The organism is Blastomonas aquatica, from assembly GCF_014639875.1.
GTDB lineage: Bacteria > Pseudomonadota > Alphaproteobacteria > Sphingomonadales > Sphingomonadaceae > Blastomonas > Blastomonas aquatica.
Map to the genome: position 1 here is coordinate 80361 of NZ_BMGD01000005.1, position 21908 is coordinate 102268.

Consider the following 21908-nt stretch of genomic DNA (forward strand, 5'->3'; position numbering starts at 1 on the left):
AAGATCACATTGAAATGGATTTGGCCGCATTGACCTCGTTCATTCGCATCAGATAGCGCGCGAGCACGTCGATCTCCAGATTGACCGCATCGCCTGGTTGCAGCGCGCCCAATGTGGTCATCTCCCAGGTGTGCGGGATGATATTGAGTCCGAAATGGACGCTACCATCGCTCTGGTCGGCATGGGAATTGACCGTCAACGACACGCCTTCGACGGTGATCGATCCCTTGGCGGCAATATAAGGGGCCAGTGCCTGAGGTGCCGCAATCGTGAAGCGGATCGAATCGCCTTCGGATTCGCGCGCGGCCACGGTTCCCATGCCATCGACATGCCCGGTGACGATATGCCCGCCCAGTTCGTCGCCAATCTTGAGTGCGCGTTCAAGGTTGAGGCGGGTGCCCTGCTGCCAGCGTCCGGCGCTGGTCTTGCTGACGGTTTCGGCGCTGATATCGACGGTGAACCAGTCTTCGCCCTTCGAGGTGACGGTCAGGCACGCGCCCGAGCACGCGATCGAGGCGCCGATGGCGACGCCTGTCATGTCATAGCCGCAGCGGATGCGCGCGTGCAGGTCGCCACGCTGTTCGACATGGTCGATGGTGCCGATATCGGTGATGATGCCTGTGAACATGGTCGTCCTGTCTGTTTGGGGCGCGGGTCAGCGTATCCGCTGGTAGCTTTCCATCCGGTCGTTGCCAAGCAGCCGCGTGTTGTCCAGCCGCCAACGGCCATGCGCATCGACCAGATTGCCAAGCCCGATATCGCCCAGCGCTGCCTTGCCGCGCCCGATCAGCACCGGTGCACGGTAAAGCAACAGCCGGTCGACGCTGTCGATGGCCAGGAACGCCGCTGCCGTCTCTGCCCCGCCTTCGACCATCAACCAGCCGACGCCTGCGAGCGAGGCGATATCGTGCGGCGAGGCCAAAGCGGTCCATCCTGCGGGCGCATCCCCCATTCGGCTGAGCAGCACCCGGCGGGGGGAGCGTGTCTCCAGCCCAGCCAGCCGCACATCAAGCCGGGGCGCATCGGCACGGTACGTGCCGCCGCCCACCAGGATCGCATCATGGTGCGCGCGCTCGACATGCGTGTGCGCGCGCGCCTGCTCGCCGGTGATCCACTGGCTCGAACCATCGGCAAGCGCGATCTGTCCATCGAGCGAGGTTGCAAGCTTCAATGTGACGAACGGGCGGCCCAGCGTCTGGCGGGTGATGAACCCGGAAAGACTGGCGCGCGCCGATGCTTCAGCAACACCCGACTGTACGGTGATCCCCGCCGCTTCGAGCCGCGCGATCCCGGCGCCGTTGGTGCGCGGGTCGGGATCCTGCGTGCCAATGACGACGCGCGCGACGCCGGCTGCGATCAATAGGTCAGCGCAGGCAGGGCCGCGTTCGCTGTCATGCGCGCACGGTTCGAGCGTGACATAGGCGGTTGCGCCGCGCGCCGCGTCTCCGGCTGCGGCCAGCGCCATCGCTTCGCCATGCGGCCTGCCACCGCGCATGGTCCAGCCGCGCCCGACAACCCGACCATCGCGCACCAGGATGCATCCGACCGAAGGATTGGGGCTCGACAGGGCCCGTCCGCGCAAAGCCAGCGCGATGGCAGCCTGCATCCAGTCCGTATCCGACCGGGGAGATAAGATCACTCGGTATCCATGCCCAACTGTTCGGCGAGGCGACGGAACTGCGCCTTGCGCTCTTCCTCGCGCGCCAGCCGCTCGGCCTCGAGTTTATCGTTGCGCTCCTGATTGGCGACATTCTCTGCAGCGATCTGCGTATCGCTTCGCCCGGGCTCAAAGCTGGTCACCCAAGTGATCTCGGGCCGCTTCCACTGCACCTCGAACCCGGATTCGCTGAAAAAGGCAGCGAAGATCGTTGTCGTCGCCGCAAGCGATGCCAGCAGGAACCGCCATTTGTGGTCCTGCTGGTCGAACCAATAGGTCTTGATATCGCCAAAGGCGCGGATCGGCGAAATGTCACGTAAGAATCCCATACCCGCCAAGATAGGCAGCTTTGCCCGTCTTGACCAGTATCGGCATCCACCAAGCGCGAATGCGGCCTATTGAACCAGCGGCTTGGTGCCATCGCCGAGCAGGATGAACGCTGCCCAGTAATAGGGATGCGATGTCAGCGGATCATCCATCGCCATGCGCTGCGCCTGCGCCAGCGAAGCGTTCATCGCGGTGCCGGGGCTCGCCTTGAACAAAGCGGAGATCAGGTTCTCGGTCGCGTTGAAATCATCCGGCACCGGCCAGTGGCTGGCGAGCACCGAACGGGCACCCGCGCCGACGAATGCGCGGACCAGACCATCGAGTGCGAAATTGCCTCCGGTCTCGATCCCCGCCTCGCGCGAGGCCGAAACGGTGGCGAGCCCTGCGGTGTCGCAGGCGGACAGGATCACCAGATCGGCGTCGAGCTTGAGGTCGAAGATCTCCTTGAAGCTCAGCAGACCGTCCGATGTCGCATCCCCGAACGATGTGACCAGCGCCGGGCGCGCCGGGCATTCTGGGCGAGGTGCGGTCACCAGGCCATGGGTGGCAAAGTGCAGGATGCGGAAATCATTGAGGTCATCACGGTTCAGCAACGCGGTGTCGCTGAATGCACCCTGGGTCAGCACATTGGCTCTGCCTGCCCCTAGCACGCTTTGCGCGAGCTTGAGTTCAGCAGGCGAAATCGGGTCGAGCCAAGTGTTGATCGGCCATTCGCAATCGGCGGCGCGGCTCGCCGAGGCAAGCTGGACGCGTTCGGGCGGCGGAGCGTTCTCGCCCAGCCCCAGATAGGCCTGCTTGCCACGCGAGGATGCGATCGTACGGACATCGGCGAACGAGCGCGGTGACACCGCGATCGAGAACCGCCGGTCACGACCGAACCAGGCGATGCCGGTGAAGTCGAACGGATCGGCATCAATCGCCGCAGTCCGTTCCAGATACGCATCGACACCTTTCTGATCCTCGACCAGTAGCCCCGGTGGCAGCTGCAGCAGCGCGCCATCGGGTTCGTAGACCAGGTGCTCGATCCCGGCGAGGTCCTGCTGGAGTCCGGGGAACAGCGCCTCGTACAGCGCCTTGGCCTCGACCACATCGAACGGATAGTTGGTCGGCTGGCCGTTCTCGATGACCACGATCGTATCGCGCAATTTGGCGACGGTCTTGTCCAGATCGGTGCGGGTCAGCTGGATGCTGACGGTGCGGACGCGCTCTTGGGTGATCAGCTGGCCATAGACCTGGTTGCCGACGAAGCTGATCTTGTAATAGCCCTCGCCGGGTCTGAGCAGCTTCTGCAATTCTTCGAGCGTCACCGATGTCGGCGATAGCACGCGATATTGCGAATACTGGCCCAGCCGCGATTGCAGCGCGGTCTGCTCGTTCTGCTGGTTGGTCAGCGATTCGCGCGCCAATGCCAGCGTGGCGGTATCATCTGCGGTGGGTGCGGGGAGGGCCTCGAGCCGTTGGATCTCGGCACTGGTGCGCGAGATTTCACGGGTGCGGGTCACTGCCAGACGGAACAGCGAGGAGGCCTCGTCATTGCCTTCGGACAGTTCGCGCGCCAGCACCGCCTGCGTCTGCGCGACGCCGGGCCGCTGGAGCAGCTGGCTGGCGGTGAACATCCGCGAGGCGACCGAAGCATCGGCATCGGCGCGGAGCGCAAGCTGGGCAAAATACGGCCCAAGCATTTCCTTCATCGTTCCCCGTGCACTGGGAACGGCCTCGCCCTCGGCGACGATCTCGTCATATAGCGCAATCGAGGCATCGGCCTCTCCCCGCCGCGCGAGGAACGCCGCGAGCCGCGCCTTGGCGCTCAAGAGCCCGGGCGATTGCGGGTAATCGAGCCGATAGATATCCAGCGCCTCGGTCAGCCCCGCGCGGGCATTTGCAAGGTCGCCTTGTGATTCCTGGATCAACGCGCGTTGCGTCGCGACCTCGGCCCGCAGCCATCCGGTCGAGCTGATCCGGCCGTTGCGGACCGCAACGATCCTATCGATGCCCTGCTCCAATGCGGTCAGCGCCGCCGCGCTCTGCCCGGTCAGGCGCAGCGCCGATCCGCGCAGCAGCAGCGCCTGGCCATCGAGGATCTGCGCGCGCTCTGTGCCGGTCAGGCTGCTGTCCACCCCGCCCAGCCGTTTGAGGCCTGCGTTTTCGCGGTTGATCTGATCGGCGAGCATCTTGGTGATCTCGCCTTGCGACAGCCGCGCCTCGCCGATCATCTCGGTATCGATCGATACCGGGCGATCGAGAAACGCGATCGCCGCTGCCGGGTCACGCTGGTTGATCGCATCGATCGCACGGAAGTTGCGGATCATCCGCTGGGTGACGCCATCGCTCGATGCCACCACGCGGTCCGCGCGCGCAAACAGCGCGCCTGCGGTCGCAAAATCGCCCATGTTCGATTGTTGCAGGGCTTGGTTGGCGAGGAATTCCGCCGTCCGTTCGGATGCGCCCTGTTCGCGCGCAGCGAGCGTCTCGAAGAACTCGGCCGATTCGGCATAGGCGCCGTAATTATTGCGGACATAAGCTTCGACCCGCGCCGATTCCTCGTCGAGCGTACCTGCCTGAATCCGCGCAAACGCCGCAGGATCGCTGACCTGAGTGGTGGCAACATCGACGGTGCCGGTCACCGGCCGGTTTGTAACCAATGCGGCTAGCGCGAGCTTGAGCGCCGAATCATACCCCGATAGCCCCTCGGCAATGAACACAGTGTCGCCGCGTACCGCCGCATACAGCCGGTAATCGACCGATGCCTTGGGATCGCGGCATTCGATCACCGTCGCGCCGCCGACATTCTCGACCTCGGTGATCTGCCGCTCGCCGCAGTTCAAGCGGCTGGCGGCTGCCTGCAGATAGCTCGCCAGCCGGTCGCCTTCACCGCCGCGCAGCGCATAGAGCGAGCCGACTGGGCTGGCGGCATCACGGCAAACGACGCGATAGCCGCGATCGAACATGCTGGTCAGCGCCGCATCCGTAGGGCGGTATTGGGCGGTGCACAGCACCCCTGCCGAACCGACGCGGAAGCTATCGCGCAACGCAATCGCGCCTTCGCCCTGGGCAAGCGCAACTCCGGGGAACGTGACTGCAAAACCCAGGCTGAGCGCCATGACGGCACGAGCGGTACGGCCCAAAGCGCCCTGCAAAGAATGCGGCATGGATGGGGTGCGGATCATGGCTGTCCTCCGGTATCTGGCAGGGCATCGGGCAGGGTATCGGGAAGCGGCTGGTCAAGCTGCAGGTTGGGATTGCCCCCGCTGGTCACCGGTTCATCGATGATCGGTTCGACGCCAAGGCGGCGGGTGTTGACGATGGTCACCGGCGGCATGATCGGGCGGCGCGGTGCCGCTTCGCCGCGTGCGGCCTCTTCGGCTGCCGCTTCGGCCTCTTCCTGCTCACGCTCGGCCTTGCGCTCGGCAGCCGGTTCAGGCGGGGGCGGGCCGGCATGTGTGATGATGGTCGGGCCCTGTTCGGTGATGCCGCCGCCGCCGATGCAGCTGGCGGCATTGAGCAGGCAGCCGTTGACGCTCGATGTCGCGGTGAAGCCGGTGATCGTGATGGGCCCATCCTGACCGGTCGACGTCGGGAAGATCAGGTCGCGCACCGATGTGCCGTTGCGCACGATGTCCCCGCTATCGAGCAACTGGCCGTAGATCACCATGTCGATCAGGCCGGGCGAGCCTTGCGAGGACCGCGGGGCAATCTCGACATTGCCGACTCTGCCAAAGAACCCGGCATTGAGCAGGCTGGTGCCGGTGTTCTGGATCAGCAGCGTGCTGCCGACGTTAAACTGCAACCGTGATGCCTGGATCACGCCATCGGGGCGCGATATCGCGATCGGCAGGCTCAAAGCCGCGTCGCGTCCGGTGAAGTTCACATCCTGCGCCAGTCGCTCGAGCACCGATGCCCCGGCAATGTGGATGTTGTCGGCGGTGATCGACAGCACCCCGCCCGGCGAGCTGCCGTTGAGGAATATCCCACCAGTATCGGCGTTGACCTCGACCCGCCCGGCGGTCAGCGCCACCCGGTTGGTTGGAGCCATCGCGTTGAAGGTGGCATTGCCGTTGACGCGGATGGTGCTCGTGGTCTGGATCGTCAGCGACCCTTCTGACCCGTTGAGGTTGACGCCGCTGGCCGCCGTCGATCCATTGAGGGTGAAATCGCGAATTTCGATCCCTACACCGCTTGATCCGGCGATCGGCGAACTGATCACGATGTTGCCTGCACGCAACCGCGAAATCTCGCTGGCATCAAGCGTATAGCCCTGGCCCGAGGTGGTGCCGCCGATGACCATCTGGCCATCGTTGCTGTTGATCAGCGTCAGCGTGCCGGTGTTCGCACCGCCCAGGCCTCCAGTTTGCGAGATGGCAATGTCGCTCGATGCCACGGTGATCGTCGGCGCTGTTGCCAGCCCGCCAAATGCCGCCGTGCCGCCGGCATTGATATCGATCCGTGTCCCTGCGGTCATCGCCCCGCTGGCAGAAAAGCCGCCGTTGGATGCGGACAGCAGCGTGCCGGTGGTCACGGGGCCGCCGATCGATACACTGCCGCCAACTTGAGCCGGCGCGGTCGCCAACAGGTTGGCAAGGTTGATCGTCGAGATCAGACCGGTTGCCGGGATTGCCGCGCTGTTGCCGATGAACGTCGTGCCCGAGGTGCCGGTGCCGATCGCGCCGGTGTTGACCGATTGCGCCGCCAGCAGCAGCGCTGATGCGCCCGTGGTGACAGTGCCGGTGCTGAGGCTGCCGGTCATCGCCGCTGCCAGGATGGCGTTGGTGGCCTGGAGCGCGCCGGTGGTGACCGTGCCGCCGCGGACCCTGATCTCGTTGGTCGAGGTGATCGCACCTGTGGTCAGCCCTTGATTGCTGCGAAGCAGTACGCTGCCGCCTGCAGTGATCGCACCGGTGGAGATGCTGGTCGCATTGCCGAAAATGCCCTGGCCGTCATCCGAGCCGATACCCAGCAGTCCGAAGCTGTCGATCGTTCCGGTCACGATGGCGCCGTTGGCACCCAGACCCACGCTGAAGCCGCTGGTCGGCGCGGCACCTGGGCCGGTGGTACGCAGGTTGCCGAGCGTCATGTCGCCGCCGACGGTCGTGCCTATCCAGCTGCCTGCGGTGATATCGCCGCCGGTGACCGATCCGGTGACCGCAAACTGGGTGTTGGCCGAAGAGGTCAGCGTACCGAAGCTGAGGTTGCCCGCGGTAGCTCCGATCGCAATCACACCGGCGGTGCTGGTGACATCGGTGAGCGCTATCGAGGTGCCACCGATGTTGACCGTGCCGCCGGTAATCGCACCGGTCGAGGCAAAGCTCGCCGCACGCGAGCGCAACTGCGCGGCTCCCGTGGTGGTTACCCCGCCGATGCTGACCGCACTCTGGCCATCGACGCCAACCTGCGATCCGGCGAGCGTTCCTGCGGTGATCAGACCGGTATCGGTAAACAGCGTGAGCGCCCCGCCCGCAGCGATGTTGCCGACCGACAGGTTGCCGTTGGTCGCGCTAAGCGCGGTGGAAAGGGTCGAGGTGATCGCCTGGGCGCTGATGCTGTTGGCGGTGATGCCGACACGCCCGCCATTGGCGGTGATCGCACCGGTCGTGGTAAACGCGGTGCCGATACCGGCGAGCAGATTACCCACCTGGATCGGGCCGTTGACGGTCAAGCTGCCGCCGATGCGGACCGGCGTCACCGCGAACAGCGGTGCAGGGTCGAGGTCCGCTCCAAGCAGCGATGCCATTTGGGCATTGCCGACGTAGAAAAAGCGGTCGGCCCCGTTGGCGCCGGTCACAGAACCGTTGACCAGAATGTTGCCGGTGGCCAGCGCGACGACGTTTTCGCCGCTGGTCAGGCTGCCCGTGGTTGCCGATCCTGCTGCCAGCAGACCGATATTGCGCGGGCCGCTGAGATTGCCGACGACGATATTGCCGCCGAGTGCCTGCAGGCCGACGCTGTAGCTTGTGCCCAAGGCCGTGCCCGATGCGGTAATGTTCCCGCCGTTGATGTTGCCCAGCGCCGATCCACCGAAGCTCAGTCCGGTCACAGCGTTGCCGAACACCAGCGAGCCTGCCGATTCAACGTCTGTGTCTTCACCTGACAGAGTATCGCCGATGGCGATGTTGCCGCCTTGCGTTTCGAGCGCAATGTACGTGCCGGCGTTCAGAGCGCCGATCTCCATGTCTCCGTTGAGCACGAGCAGGTCGATATAATCACCCGCGTTGACGCTCGCCCCCTGGCCAGCGGCGTTGACCAGGTTCAACCCGTTTGCCGCCGTCATGGCAACGAAGCTGTTCGCGGTGATGTTGCCCGCGCCGATGAAGTCGGTGGTCGAGACAAGGTTGACGTGATCCCCTGCGTTGAGATCGCCCAGCGCAAGCGATGACCCGCTGATGCCGATTGCGCCGCTGCTCGAGATGTTGAACAGCTCGACCGATCCGGGGACCGAGATAGTGATATCCTGCACCGCATTGATGTCCGCGGTGACCTGCAGATTGCCGTTAGAGAACAGGCCGATCGCATCGGCATTGATGGCGCCAATGTTCGTCGGTGCCGTGATGACCGTATCGGCCACGAACGTTCCTGCGCTCAGACCTACCGAACCGGCATTGAGCGCGCCGTTGTCGATCAGGGTCGAAAGCGATCCCGATGTTGCGAAGGTGAAGCCGCCGCCGACATTGGCGATGCCATCGGTGATGCGGACGAAATCCTCGACGATGCCGACCGGGTCGGGAAGATCGCCGCTGATATTGATCACGAAGCTGCCTACCGAGGCATCGGCATTGCGCAGTTCGATAGCGTTACCGGTGGAGTAATAGCCCAGGCCTGATACCGCCCCGGCGCCGCCGATGCCGGTGGAAATGCCCAGGATATTGCCCGCCTGCAGCAGCCCGCGATTGGCCGGGATCTGGAACCGGTCGGTAATCGCAAAGCCAAGGCCGCCGCCTGTGCCGTTGCCCCCGGTGCCGCCCAACGCGCCGCCGCTGCCACCGAACCCGCCTGCGCCGCCCGCCGCCATGGTGATGTCGCCCGCCGTCAGGCGTGATCCGCGCACGGTCAGCAGGCTGAGGCCACCAAAAGCGTCGCCGCCATTGCCGCCATTGCCGATGCCTGCAGAGCCCAGGCCGCCGTCGCCGCCCGAGCCGCCAAAGGCCCCTGCAACTGCTGAGATATTTCCGGTATCGGCAAAGCCGACATTGACGGTCAGCGCTGCGGTCCCACTTTGGGTGCCAAACTGGACCACCCCGCCCCTGCCTGCGCCGCCGATGCCGCCATTGCCGCCCAAGCCGGCACTGCCCGTGCCACCCAGGCCGCCTGCGCCGCCGACACCGTTAGCAAACATCTGCACGTCCAGCACATCCAGCTGTCCATTGCCCGCCGTGCCGAAAAGCAGCACGGAGCCCCCGGTGCCTGTTCCGCCATTGCCGCCATTGCCGCCGGTAGGTCCGGTGGTGCCCGCGCCACCCATGCCGCCATTGCCTGATGCGTCGATCAACACGGAGTCGAAATCGACCAGCCCGATCACCGGGCCACTGCCCGCGATCAGTGAGGCGATGCCACCGGTGCCGTTGCCGCCAAAGCCGCCGGCAGTGGCGTTGCCACCAAAACCGCCCGCGCCCAGAGTAATATTGCCTCCGCGCAACGTTGCACCGTTGACTCCTGCGCGCGCCTCGCCTCCGTTGCCATCACCACCGTTGCCCGCAACAAAGGCGGTGCCGCCAAAGCCGTTGGCCAACAGTTCGGCGTCGCCGCCCACCGTCACGGTGCCCACGATGCCCAGCGTCCCGAATTCCGCCAGACCGCCGGTGCCCACGCCCCCGGCGCCGACATTGGCATTGCCGCCGATGCCGTTGACCCGCTGGCTCATCGAGCCGGTAGCATTGGCGGTACCGCCGCCGGTGCCGAACACGACCATGAAGGTGCGGCCCCCGGTGGCATTGCCGCCGGTTCCTGACAGGGTCGAGTCTCCGCCGGTGGCCGAAGCATCGAGCACGACGTCCCCATTGATCTGGAGCAGCCCTGACTGCGTCGATGCGCCAGCCGTGCCGCCCGTCGCCAAGCCGATGCTTCCGGTTCCGCTCGACCCGCCAAACGCGGTCGCATCGGCAAAGAAGCTACCGTTGATGGTGATCGCGCTTCCCGCGGATTCAGACTGGATGAACGCATCGCCGCCGGTTGCAGAGCCGGTGTTGCCGCTGCCACCGGCGCTGCTGCCAGCACCTGCGAATGCTGCCATGAAGGCACTGTCGTTGAGCGTGACCTGGCCGCCGGCGAGCGCCTGCACGCCTGCATCACCGCCGATTGCCGAACCGCCAGAAGCATCGTTGATGCCATTGCCGCCAAAGGCCGAAGCGCTGAGGAAGCTGGTGCCGCCGACGGTCACCGAGCCACCTTGGGCAAAGATCTGCGCTATCCCGCCGGTTCCTGCGCCGCCTGCAAAGGTGCTGCCGGAGCCATTGCCGCCCTCGCCATTGGCCGTTGCGTCAACAAGCCCGCCGACCTGGATCAGCGCGGTCGGAGAGACCGTTCCGACAAGCGCCTGGCCGCCGGTGCCATTCCCGCCCGCCCCGAAGCTGACCGCATCACCGCCAAGCCCCGATGCTCGTAGGATGCCATCACCGCCGATGGCCAGGGTGCCCACGGCAGCGCCCAGATTGGCAACCCCGCCGATGCCGTTGCCCCCGCCGATGCCACCCAGATTGGCACCGCCAAAGCCGCTCGCATCGACCGTCGCATTGCCGGTGATGGTGATGTTGAAGTCGTTGACCGCAATGCGCGCATCGCCGCCCACGCCATTGCCAGCGATGCCGTCACCGCCGCCCTGATTGGCGTCTCCGGTGCCGGTAGCGGTCACATTGGCATTGCCATTGATCGTGATCCGGCCACCGATCCCTTGCGAGATCGAGGCGTTTCCGCCGTTGCCGTTACCGCCATCGATACCCGTGAGCGCCGTACCCAAAACCGTGCCGTTCGCTGACACCGTGACGTCGCCAACAACATTGATGATGCCGCTAGATAGCGCGACAATCTGCGCCAAAGCGCTGCCGGTTCCATTGCCCGACGATCCCGTACCCGGTGTGGTGGCCGAGCCACCGAAGCCCGCACCATCGACTGTCAGTCCGCTCAGCAGATTGAGTTCTCCTGCGTTCTGCGCGACGACCTGCGCGTTGCCGGCGGTCCCGTTGCCGCCGAAGGTTCCCGAACCGCCGATGCCGAAGGATCCGACCTGGGTCACCCCTGCGATCGTCAGGTTGCCGCCTGCAGCGTTCTGGAAGATGATGGCGTCGCCGCCTGTCGCATTGCCGCCCAGACCGCCCGCCGAATTGCCGGTTCCTCCAATGGCACCGGCCTCCACGAGGGTATTGGCCGCGATGTTGATCAGCCCGCCGCTTCCCTCCATGGCCAGGCTGGCGGTGCCGCCCAAGGCTGCGCCGCCTGCTGAGCCCGCCGACGATCCCGCGGTCCCGCCAAAGCCCACTGCCGACAGTGTCAGATCGCTCAGGAAATCGAGCGTGCTTGCGCCCTGCGTGTTGACGAAGATCTGGCCGCCCTGGCCGATGCCGCCGCTGCTCTGATTGATGCCGAAGCCGCCAAAGCCGCCGAAGCCGCGAACGTCAGCCGCAAACGCGCTACCAAAGCGCATGAGATGGCCCGAGCCCTGAGCGGAGACATCGATCCTGCCGCCGATGCCGGTACCGCCGCTGCTGGTGACCGACCCGCCATTATCCGATCCAAAGCCCTGCGCGATCAAATCGGTCGAACCTTCGACCAGCAGCGTGCCGTCGCTGCCCAGCGTGTAGACGCCAATGTTCCCGCCGCGGCCGAAGTTGCTGCCGACACCGTCGGTCTCAGTCGGACCTGCAATGCCCGAGACATCGGCGCGCAGGTTGCCTCCAACGGCGACGAGGCCACCATCGTTGGCCAGGATTTCGATCAGGCCACCTGTACCGCTACCCACGCTTCCGCTGGTGAAATTGGATCCGCCTCTGCCGGTCGCGCTCAGATTTGCGTCGCCCGACAGGCTGATCACGCCGCCGTTGGTCGCAGCCAGCCGGACGGTACCGCCGACGGCATCTGCGCCTTCGACGACTGCAAAGGTATCGGACGACAGGCTCAGGTTGCCTCCGACATTGACCGAGGCGGTGGCGCCATTGGCATCGAGGATCGCCGAACCGGCACCGAATGCCTCGACATCGCTGAAGAAGTTGAGGTCACCGCCGAGCGACTGGCCCAGAAAGTTGCGTGATGCCGCAGCGGTGAAGGCAGACGTGATATCTGCGGGCGACACCAGGATATCGGCTGCCTGGCCTGGATTGACCGGTGTTGTGGTGTCGATGAAATCGCCAAACACATCATAACCTGCCGACAGGATGATCGAGTTGCCGTCAACATCGACCGCGCCTGCGATATCGAAGCCCAGTTGACTTCCTGCGCCGATCGCCATGGTGATCGCGTTGTTCTTGGGCACCGCGACCATATAGATGCGGTGATTGTCGCCGATGCCGCTGCTGGCTGGCCCCGTGGTGACGCCGCCATGACCGATCGCAACCCCGCCGCTGCCGTCGGTGCCGGTGGTGACCTGAATGTCAAACAGGCCATTGCCGCCAAAGGTGATGGTGGCGGCCTCCGCGCCGACATACATCGCCGATCCGTTGACCGAGACGTTGCCGAGCTGAAGCACGGTCGGTGCGACCATCGCGATATAGCTGTTTTCCGGCGTCGCGAGGATCTGCGCCCCGGGCTGGATGATGACCGAGGAGGCCGATGCGGCCGCGCCCAGCGTGAAGGATCCGCCGGAGTCGATGAAATTGCCAGCGCCATCGCGGACGGGATCGGAACTGGTCAGCAGCAGCCCACCGACATCGATCACCGCAGTTGAGTTTACGACGATGCCGCCGGGGCTGTAGAACCAGACATTGCCCCCGGGGACGAGACCGGCCGCAGTCTGCAGCTGGCTGATGATGGTTCCGTTGAATTGAATGGCGCGGCTGGTACCGGCGGGAATGATGCGGTTGAGAACCGTGAACTGGTTTTGCACCGAAGGATTGTTGCGATAGACCACGGTGCGACCGTTGGGCAGGAAATTGATCGGTGCGCCGGTCAGCGCGCCATCGTTGGTGGTCCAGTTGATCACCGCCTGGTTGGTATCGACCTGAATATCGTCGTTGCCTGTCGTCCGATTGATGACGACACCACCGGATACCACTGTCGGGTTGCCCTCATAGGCCTGGGCATGCGCAACGCCGGAGCCTCCGATAGCCAGCCCGGTGGCGAGCGCGATCCCGGATGTCGCCCTGGCCAGCGTGGTGCGGCGCGCGATCATATTGCGGTTATCAGCCATCAGCGGGCTCCCCAGGGCAATAGCAAGGTGGTAAGAGTAAACAGGATGCGTGGATCGGGCGTCTCGACCAGCAGGCCGGCGCGTTCGGTCGGTACCGCCACGGTCAGGTCAAGCCGGAACCGGTCGCTCAACCGCGCGCGAACCCCGCCGCCGACCGAGCTCAAACGTTGCGGATCACCCGGACGGCCGTCGTCCCAGGTCCAGGCGACGTCCATGAAGGCGAACGGCTGAAACGAGAAATTGGCCTGCTGGATCGGGGTAATCTGCGGCCCGCGAAGCTCGACCTGGAAGCCCGCGCCATCGTCGCCGACGATCACGCCCGGATCATAGCCGCGCCCGATGGTGAAGTTGCCGCCAGAAAACTCCTCGAAGCTGAGCACCGGATCGAACGCGATCTGTCCGCGTCCGCGCAGATAGACCGAGAACTGGTCGCCCAGCGCGGCTTCGGCGGCGATCTCGCCGCGGATCAGCGTTGCGGTCGGGTTGCCGTCGCCGCGCGTCGTCGGCGTGCGGACGAGCGCGCAGACGAAGTTGCATGCCTCGCTCGCGCCCAGGATGTCGAGACCCTGGCGAAGTTCGATCTGCCCGCCCATGCGCCAGCGGGGCTCGGCGCCATTGGCCATATCGATCGCCTCGCCCGCCAGCTGGACATAAGCGATGCGGATCCGGTCGCGTGACAGCGGCCCGATGAAATCGATGTCCTGGTTGACGTAATCGAGCCCGACCGTGCTGTAGAGCGATGCGGCCTGGCGGCGCAGCAGCGGATAGCGCGCCTCGATGCTGGCGAGCAGGGTCGTCGCGTCGATCGACGCATTCACGCCTGCGGGCAGATTGAGCTGCGGTTTGGTCCAGGCATAAGTGAAACGACCGCCCAGTGTCAGGCCTTCCTGACCGACGCGAAATTCATGGCCTGCCTGCACGATCTGCTGCTCGTCGAAATCGAGCGTCGAATAGGCCGAGATATAGGTTCGGTCGCCCATGCCGGTGAGGCCATAGAACTGCGCGCGCACCTGGGCGCCATAGGGCCCGGCATCCCGCGCCGCCAAATTCTGGACGTTAAGATCGACCTCATAAGGAGTGCGGCGCACCGTAACGTCGCCGATCAGTTCGCCCGGGCCGGTGCCTGCAGGAACCAGCGTCAGCCGGATATCATAGCCCGGCAGGTCGCGCGCCAGCAGCAGATAGCGCTCGGCCAGCCGCTGGTTGAATACGGTGCCGGTGGTCAACCGCTCGAGGTAGCTTGCGACCAGTTTTTCGCCGCTGCCTGCATCGCCACGCACGCGGATCGAGGTGAGCTTGGCATATAACACCTCGAACTGGACGATGCCGTTGTCGATCCGCTGGGTCGGCACCTGGACCGCTGCGATATAGCCATCGCGGCGCAGCTTGGTGGCGACCGCATCGCGGATTTCGCACAGCACCGCCACCGGCTGTTCGGTGCCGATATACCGCTCGTACAGCGGACGCAGTTCGGCAGGTGCCACCGGGCCCAGATTGTTGAACCGGGCTTCGCTCAGCGTCAGCCGGACATTGGCATAGGCCGGGTCGGCGAGCGGGCAGGGCGCGCGTTCGATATCGCCTTCGACCGTCAGCCGGGCAGGGCGATCGGTGCGTTGCTGCACCGGGCGTTCGATTTCCTCGCGGGTGGGGGGAGAGGGGACATTGACCTGCTGGGCATGGCCTGCGTTTGCCGTAAACAGCCCTGCGAGCACGGCGGTGCCCAGAAAATACGGACGTGTGCGCCTGGTGAGCGTCGCCAAAGTTACCCCCTTTTAACCATTGCGGCAGAAGGGAGACATGGCTTTTACCGTGTCACCCACAACCGTATAGCGGCTGGCAAAGCGGTTGTTCCACTTCTACCATCCTGGGCGACCTTGCGCGGGCTTTTAACGCACCCGTAACCTGGGGGCAACCCGCAATGCCGACAAAATGTCCAAAGTTAACATGAACTTGTCCCCGCGAGGCCGAAAGGGGTAACATCGCGCGTAACGGACGTTGATTTCATTCAGCATTTTTCGAGGTCGCGGATATCTCCCGTGACATTGAAAGCCTGTCGCGCCTTTTGGCTGTCGAACCTGCAACCTGTGCCGCGATGCTTTCCAATCCGGGCGACTCACGCTATGCGCGCGGGCCATGACAAGTCTTTCCCAAAGCGAGCCTCTACCTCAGCCCAAAGAGTGGATCGAGGCGATCCATGCCTATGTTCCCGGCAAGTCGACGGGCGACGATGGCAAGCCGCTGATCAAACTGTCCGCGAACGAAAACCCGCTTGGCTCTAGCGCGCTGGCGCTCGCCGCGCGGACGCAGGGGGCTGCAACCGATCCGTCGCTTTATCCCGATCCGGACAGCACGATGCTGCGCGATGCGATCGGCGCGCTGCACGGGCTCGACCCGGCACGGATCGTCTGCGGTACGGGTTCGGGCGAACTGCTCACCATCGCCGCAAGTGCATTTGCCGGTCCCGGCGATGAGGTCGTCTACGTCCGGTACGGGTTTTCGCTATACGAGATCGCAGCCCGCCGCTGCGGTGCAACCCCGGTAGTTGCGCCAGACAACTTCTATGCGACCGATGTCGATGCGCTGCTGGCCTGCATCACCGACGCGACCCGCGTGGTCTATCTGGCTAACCCCAACAATCCCACGGGCACGCTGACCAGCCGCGCCGATCTTGCCCGGTTGCATGCGGCGCTGCCGTCGCAGGTGCTACTGGTGATCGACCAGGCCTATGCCGAATATGTTGCTGCGACCGATGAAGATGGCGCGCTCGACCTGGCCCGCGACCATGGCAATGTGCTGGTCACCCGGACCTTTGCCAAGGCTTATGGCCTGGCTGGAGACCGGGTCGGCTGGGGCTATGGCTCTGCGCATGTCACGGGCCTGCTCAACCGGTTGCGCGGACCTTTCAACGTCGGCCTCACCGCGCAGGCAGCCGCACTGGCGGCGCTGGCGGATCAGGAATTCGTCACCCGCTCGGCCGCGCACAATGCCCTATGGCGGGATTGGTTCACGACCGAAGTCGGCCAGCTTGGCAACCATGGCGTCACTGTCGTGCCCAGCCACGCCAACTTCGTGCTGGTGCTTTTCGAAGGATCGCTCAGCGCAGAAGCGGCGTTCAATGCGCTCATGAAGGCAGGCTATATCGTGCGCTGGCCCAAAGGGCAGGGGCTCGGCCACGCGCTGCGCATCACCATCGGGCATGAGGCGGACATGCGCGCCATCGCTGCCGTCCTGCGCGATCTGGTCGCGGCATGAACGGACCGTTGGAAAGTTCCGCCCCGTTCGCTTCGGTTGCCATCGTCGGGCTGGGGCTGATCGGCTCCTCGATCGCCCGCGCGATCCGCCAGAGCCTGCCGGACACGCAGATCATGGGTTATGATCGCAACGCCGATGTCTGCGCCCGTGCGCAGGCGATCGCATTGTGCGACAGCTATCACGCTGCATTCGGGCCCGAGCTGGCCGAGGCTGAGCTGGTCATCCTGTGCGTTCCGGTCGGCGCGATGGCCGCTGCCGCCACCGCGATGGCACCGCATCTTTCGCCCGAGACGATCATCTCCGATGTCGGATCGTGCAAGGCGAGCGTGCTCACCGCGCTGCGCGGCGCGTTGCCGTATGCAATTATCGTTCCCGCGCATCCGGTGGCCGGAACCGAGAACAGCGGACCCGAAGCGGGCTTTGCATCGCTGTTCAAGGGGCGCTGGTGCATTCTCACCCCTGATGCCGATTCCGATGCTGCCGCATTCGAGCGCGTCGCCGGCTTCTGGCGCGCTTTGGGGGCCGAGGTCGAGACGATGGACGCGGCGCATCATGATCTGGTGCTCGCGGTGACCAGCCATCTGCCGCACCTTATCGCCTACACCATCGTCGGCACCGCCAGCGATCTGGAAGGGGTGACCCAAAGTGAGGTCATCAAATATTCTGCGGGCGGTTTTCGTGATTTCACCCGCATCGCAGCGTCCGATCCGGTGATGTGGCGCGATGTCTTCCTGTCGAACAAGGATGCGGTGCTCGAGATGCTCCAGCGCTTCTCCGAAGACCTGTCGGCGCTGCAGCGCGCGATCCGCTGGGGCAAGGGCGACGAGCTCGAAGCGCTGTTCACCCGCACCCGCACCATCCGCCGTTCGATCATCGAACAGGGCCAGGATGACGCCAAGCCCGACTTCGGGCGCGAGCATCCTTAAGGTAAAGCCCTCTCCCCTTCAGGGGAGAGGGTTGGGAGAGGGGGAGTTGTAAGACATCGCGATTGCTGCGGCCCCTCTCAACTTTGGCTAGGCAGCAAGCTGCTAAGCCTTCGTATCTCTCCCCTGAAGGGGAGAGAGCATCCATCATTCACTCTACCGGCGCCTCCACCGGCGCAACCATCTCTTCCACCACCGGCCGATCCGCAGCGCCCTTGATCAGGTGAAAGTCGCTCTGGCGTCCGTCGATATAGCTCACCTGCTCGCCGTCGAAGAACATGTCCTCTTCGGTTCGGAACGAGACCGCCTGGTCGCCCCATTCGGGAACGTTGTTGGTGACTGCCAGCTCGATCGACCAGGCCGTGCTGGCGCGGATGAGGTAATTTCCGGCGGGGGTGGCGTCCTGATTGTCCCAGAAGCCGACCGCAGGCCCCGCCCCATGACCATGAAAACCGATGGGGTGCGAATAGATGCTGGGTTGATAGCCTGAAGAGATCGCCCGCGCGCGTGTTGCCGCAAGCAGGTCGTTGCCGGTGAGGCCGACGCGATATGCCGCCGTCAGCATGTCCTGCACCGCGTTGTTGGCTGCGAGCCCGGCCCTCAGTCCGGCGGGCGCTTCGCTTTCGCCGGGTTTGAGAACATAGGCCAGGTGCTGGGTATCGGTGTTGAGCCCCAGATAGGTGATGCCGAAATCGGTCCACAGCATGTCGCCCGGCTGGATGACCGCATCACCCGTCAGCTCCGCTGTCTGGCCGGCGCGGAAGATGTTGAGCGAGGGATGGAACCAGACCTTGAGACCGAGCGCGCTGACCTTCTCGCGCATCCACCACTGCACATCCTCAGCGGTGGTCTTGCCCGGCGTGATCACCGTGTCGGATAGCGCCTCGGCGATGATCGCGTGCGCGGTGCGGACGATCGAGGGATAAATCTCCATCTCGGCGGGGGTGCGGCTTTCCAGCCAGCCGATCGCGAGCGGCCCGGCCGGCACGATGCGCTCGCGCATCTCCTCGGGCAGCGCGGCGACGAAGTCTTCGTGCTGGCTATGCGTCAGCCCGTCGGCGAGCGCGGTCTGGCTTGAAATGTTGAGCGCGATCTTCTGCGGGTTGCGCTCGGCGATGACTTCGGCAAGCCGCTTCCACTGGTCGGGCTCGGTTTCAGGCTGCCACACAGGGGCGAACATGCCCGCCAGGCCATAGCGGCTGACGGTCAGCCGCTCGACCGGCTGGCCTTCGCCGGGATCGAAGAATACCAGGATCGTGCGCCGCCGTGCGTGCATCGATCGCGCATCGAGCATTGTCGCGACGACCGGGTCCTCGGCATATTCGCGCGCGATCAGCACCCACATGTCGACGCCCTGCTCGCGCATCAGCGCAGGCACCACCGTTTCCAGCCGCTGCGCCAGCCAGGCATCGCGGACCTTGGCCTGTTCGCGCAAAGGTAAAATGTCGGGATAGGCAGGCGCCTGCGCTTCGCTGGCGTTGCCCGGCCCCTGTGCGAAGACAGAGGCTGGAGCGGTCGCCAGCAAGGCGGCGGCGATCCAGGATGTGACGACGGTGGTATGTTTCATGAAGCTCCCCTGAGACGCGATTATGGGGGTACGCTAGCGCGGCAAGGTGGGAAGCGCCACCGCAAGATGTCCATTGCCCGGTTCCCAGTCGAGCTCGGGCCATCCCTTCTGCCGCGCCACGAGCCGCATCGGCAGATGCGCGTTGGTAACAAACGCCTCATCTGCCATCTCGAGCATCGGCAGGTCCGAGATATGGTCCGAATAGCAGCGGATATGGCAGGCGGCGCGGTCCAGCCCGGCGTCAGCCATCCACGCTACGATCATCTGTGCCTTGTGGGGGCCATAGCAGTTGTGCCCGGATATATGCGGCTGGACGCGCCCGCGCGAAGCGGTCAGATCGGTCGCAATGACATCATCGACGCCAACGCGTCGGGCGATCGCCTCGACATACAAGCGATACGACGCGGTCGCGATCACGATGCGATAACCCGCTGCCCGGTCGGCGGCGATCTGCTCGAGCGCTCCGGGCCGGATGTTCTTGGCAAAAACGAAATCGGCGTGCCTTGCCATGGGTGAGGCCAGATCTGCCAGCCGCAGCGAACCCAGCAGCATCCGCTGGTTGATCTGCTTGAGGCCATCGCGGCTGACGATCCGCAGCAGATAACCCAGCCCAGCCAGTGCGGACAAAGGCAGCAGCAGCAGGCGCTTGGGATCGTGACGCAGCGCCATCCACAGCAAAAAGCGCGCGTACGTGGGATGGACGGTGATCGTCCTGTCCATATCGTAAAAGGCTATCCGTTCCCTCACGGTACCAGGGCATATAGCGATATTGGCGCGAAACAAGCGTGCCGTTGTACCAACGGTCTGCCAGCGCCAGAATGGGCGCTGCGGCAGACCGTTCGCCAAGATGCTTGTGATCGCTCGCTTTATCGCACAAAGATGGCGGCGATATGGGTGCCCCGGCCGATTTTTCCGTTGAAGAGCGTAGCGACACCGGCGCGGTGCTGCGCTTTGCCGGTGATCTGAACATCGCCACCATCGGACCAATCGATACCCGGTTGAAGTCGGTGGATCAGACGCTGGCGCTGATCGATATGTCCGATGTTGGCCACATCGATACGGTGGGCGCATGGATCGTCCACCGGCTGGCGCGCGATCATGGCTGCGATATCGTCAACCTGAGTGAATCGGGCAGCCGGTTGGTCGATGCCGTTGGCAAATCGGATGCCGGCGAGCTGGAACGCCCGCATCGCCCCAATGTGGTCACCCGGGTCGTGGGCGGCACGGGCGAAGGGGTGATTCTGGCATTCACCAGCATGTTGGCGATGCTGAGTTTCTTCGGGTCAATCGTGCGCGCCATGCTGGCGCAGGCCGCCAATCCACGCCGCATCCGCTGGGCCGCAACCGTGCGGCATTTCGAGTTGGTTGGCGCATCGGCACTGGGCATCGTCGGGTTGATGAGCTTCCTGATCGGTATCGTCATCGCCCAGCAGGGCGCGGTTCAGCTGCGCCAGTTCGGTGCCGAGGTGTTTACGGTCAATCTGGTCGGACGGTTGACGCTGCGCGAACTGGGCGTGCTGATGACCGCGATCATGGTCGCGGGGCGCTCGGGCAGCGCCTTTGCCGCGCAGATCGGCACGATGAAACTCACCGAAGAGGTCGATGCTATGCGTACGATCGGGGTGTCGCCGGTCGAGGCGCTGGTGCTGCCGCGGGTCGCTGCGGCGGTGCTGATGATGATCCTGCTCGCCTTTTACGCGATGATAGTCGCGATGGCGGGGGGCGCATTCCTGTTGTGGGCCACGCTTGATCTGCCGATCGCCACGTTCATCGTGCGCATTCAGGAGGTTGTGCCCATCCACGATTTCTATGTAGGCATGATCAAGGCACCGGTGTTCGGCCTGATCATCGCGCTATCGGGCTGCTATCAGGGTATGCAGGTGCGTGGCAACGCCGAGGAAGTCGGCGCGCGCACCACCGCCGCTGTGGTCCAGGGCATTTTCATGGTCATCGTGCTCGACGCGTTTTTTGCGGTGTTCTTCACCGAGATCGGTTGGGGATGAGCGCTGCCCGCCAGAAAGAGTGCGATGTCGCCATCCGCATCACCGGGCTGACCAACAGCTTCGGGGAGGATGTTGTCCACGAGGACCTCTCGCTCGATGTCTTCCACGGCGAAATTCTGGGCGTGGTTGGCGGATCTGGCACCGGCAAATCGGTGCTGATGCGCTCGATCATCGGATTACAGGTTCCCGACACCGGCAGGATCGAGGTTCTGGGTGAATCTATCCTTGATGGCGAGGAGGAGGATGTCTCTATCCGCAGCCGCTGGGGTGTCCTGTTCCAGGGTGGTGCCTTGTTCTCGACGCTGACCGTTGCTGAAAACGTGATGGTCCCGCTTGCCGAATTCTACCCCGAGATCAATTCCAAGCTGCGTCGCGAGATCGCACTTTACAAGATCGCGCTGAGTGGCCTTCCCGCTGATGCGGCGGACAAATACCCTTCCGAGCTTTCCGGCGGCATGAAGAAGCGTGCCGGGCTGGCGCGCGCGCTGGCGCTTGATCCCGATGTGCTGTTCCTCGACGAGCCGACCGCAGGGCTGGACCCGATCGGTGCGGCGCGGTTCGATGAACTGACGCTCGAACTCCAGCGGACGCTGGGGCTCACCGTGTTCCTGATCACGCATGATCTCGATACGCTGCACGAGATCTGTGACCGGGTCGCGGTGCTGGCCGATCGCAAGGTGATCGCGATCGGGACGATCCCCGAGCTGCTGGCGACCGACCACCCCTGGATCCAGGAATATTTCAACGGCCCGCGCGGCCGCGCCGCGGCCGTCAGCCATGCGGACGAGGAGCGGCGTCAGAACCGCTTTCCCGCGCAGAGCAAGAGCCGGGGCTTCAAGTCATGACGCAACGG

Annotated in this window: 12 protein-coding genes; 4 read left to right on the top strand and 8 right to left on the bottom strand. The window is 64.6% G+C overall.

From position 1 onward, the window contains the following. Positions 1 to 4 precede the first annotated feature (4 nt). The 6 genes from IEW00_RS13890 to IEW00_RS13915 all read right to left on the bottom strand — a co-directional run bounded on the left by IEW00_RS13890 (position 5) and on the right by IEW00_RS13915 (position 15070). Positions 5 to 628 carry a riboflavin synthase gene (locus IEW00_RS13890; RefSeq protein WP_188515024.1) on the bottom strand — a complete coding sequence of 208 codons (624 nt, stop codon included), beginning with the start codon at positions 626 to 628 and terminating at the stop codon, positions 5 to 7. 27 nt (positions 629 to 655) lie between these two features. Then, complete coding sequence (gene ribD / locus IEW00_RS13895; protein WP_188515222.1) at positions 656 to 1606, bottom strand: bifunctional diaminohydroxyphosphoribosylaminopyrimidine deaminase/5-amino-6-(5-phosphoribosylamino)uracil reductase RibD; 951 nt, start codon at positions 1604 to 1606, stop codon at positions 656 to 658. Between the two features lie 29 nt (positions 1607 to 1635). Then, entirely contained in the window at positions 1636 to 1986 is a 351-nt protein-coding gene (locus tag IEW00_RS13900) for a hypothetical protein (protein ID WP_188515025.1), read from the bottom strand. A gap of 66 nt (positions 1987 to 2052) precedes the next feature. Then, the gene (locus IEW00_RS13905; RefSeq protein WP_188515026.1) at positions 2053 to 5151 is read right to left on the bottom strand and encodes a CHAT domain-containing protein; all 3099 of its coding nucleotides are present in this window, start codon (positions 5149 to 5151) and stop codon (positions 2053 to 2055) included. Further along, positions 5148 to 13310: a beta strand repeat-containing protein gene (locus IEW00_RS13910; protein ID WP_188515027.1), complete on the bottom strand. Its 8163-nt coding sequence runs from the start codon at positions 13308 to 13310 to the stop codon at positions 5148 to 5150. The genes IEW00_RS13905 and IEW00_RS13910 overlap by 4 nt, the downstream gene beginning before the upstream one ends. Further along, positions 13310 to 15070 carry a ShlB/FhaC/HecB family hemolysin secretion/activation protein gene (locus tag IEW00_RS13915; protein ID WP_188515028.1) on the bottom strand — a complete coding sequence of 587 codons (1761 nt, stop codon included), beginning with the start codon at positions 15068 to 15070 and terminating at the stop codon, positions 13310 to 13312. Before IEW00_RS13915 ends, IEW00_RS13910 begins: the two co-directional genes overlap by 1 nt. Positions 15071 to 15443: 373 nt before the next feature. Here IEW00_RS13915 and IEW00_RS13920 point away from each other — a divergent pair, with 373 nt between their 5' ends. Further along, a complete protein-coding gene (locus IEW00_RS13920; RefSeq protein ID WP_188515029.1) occupies positions 15444 to 16562 on the top strand; it encodes a pyridoxal phosphate-dependent aminotransferase in 1119 nt (372 codons plus the stop codon). An 8-nt stretch (positions 16563 to 16570) separates the two neighbouring features. After that, positions 16571 to 17488 carry a prephenate/arogenate dehydrogenase family protein gene (locus tag IEW00_RS13925; protein WP_229737047.1) on the top strand — a complete coding sequence of 306 codons (918 nt, stop codon included), beginning with the start codon at positions 16571 to 16573 and terminating at the stop codon, positions 17486 to 17488. A 148-nt stretch (positions 17489 to 17636) separates the two neighbouring features. On the opposite strand, the gene IEW00_RS13930 is transcribed toward IEW00_RS13925, so the two are convergent. Then, positions 17637 to 19052, bottom strand: a complete 1416-nt coding sequence (locus IEW00_RS13930) for a M24 family metallopeptidase (RefSeq protein ID WP_188515031.1) — start codon at positions 19050 to 19052, stop codon at positions 17637 to 17639. Between the two features lie 33 nt (positions 19053 to 19085). Then, entirely contained in the window at positions 19086 to 19799 is a 714-nt protein-coding gene (locus IEW00_RS13935) for an HAD family hydrolase (protein WP_268235834.1), read from the bottom strand. A 143-nt stretch (positions 19800 to 19942) separates the two neighbouring features. Between IEW00_RS13935 and IEW00_RS13940 the strand changes: the two genes are divergently transcribed. Then, positions 19943 to 21055, top strand: coding sequence for an ABC transporter permease (locus IEW00_RS13940; protein ID WP_188515032.1), 1113 nt, complete (start codon positions 19943 to 19945; stop codon positions 21053 to 21055). Next, entirely contained in the window at positions 21052 to 21900 is an 849-nt protein-coding gene (locus IEW00_RS13945; protein ID WP_188515033.1) for an ABC transporter ATP-binding protein, read from the top strand. The genes IEW00_RS13940 and IEW00_RS13945 overlap by 4 nt, the downstream gene beginning before the upstream one ends. Positions 21901 to 21908: the final 8 nt, after the last annotated feature.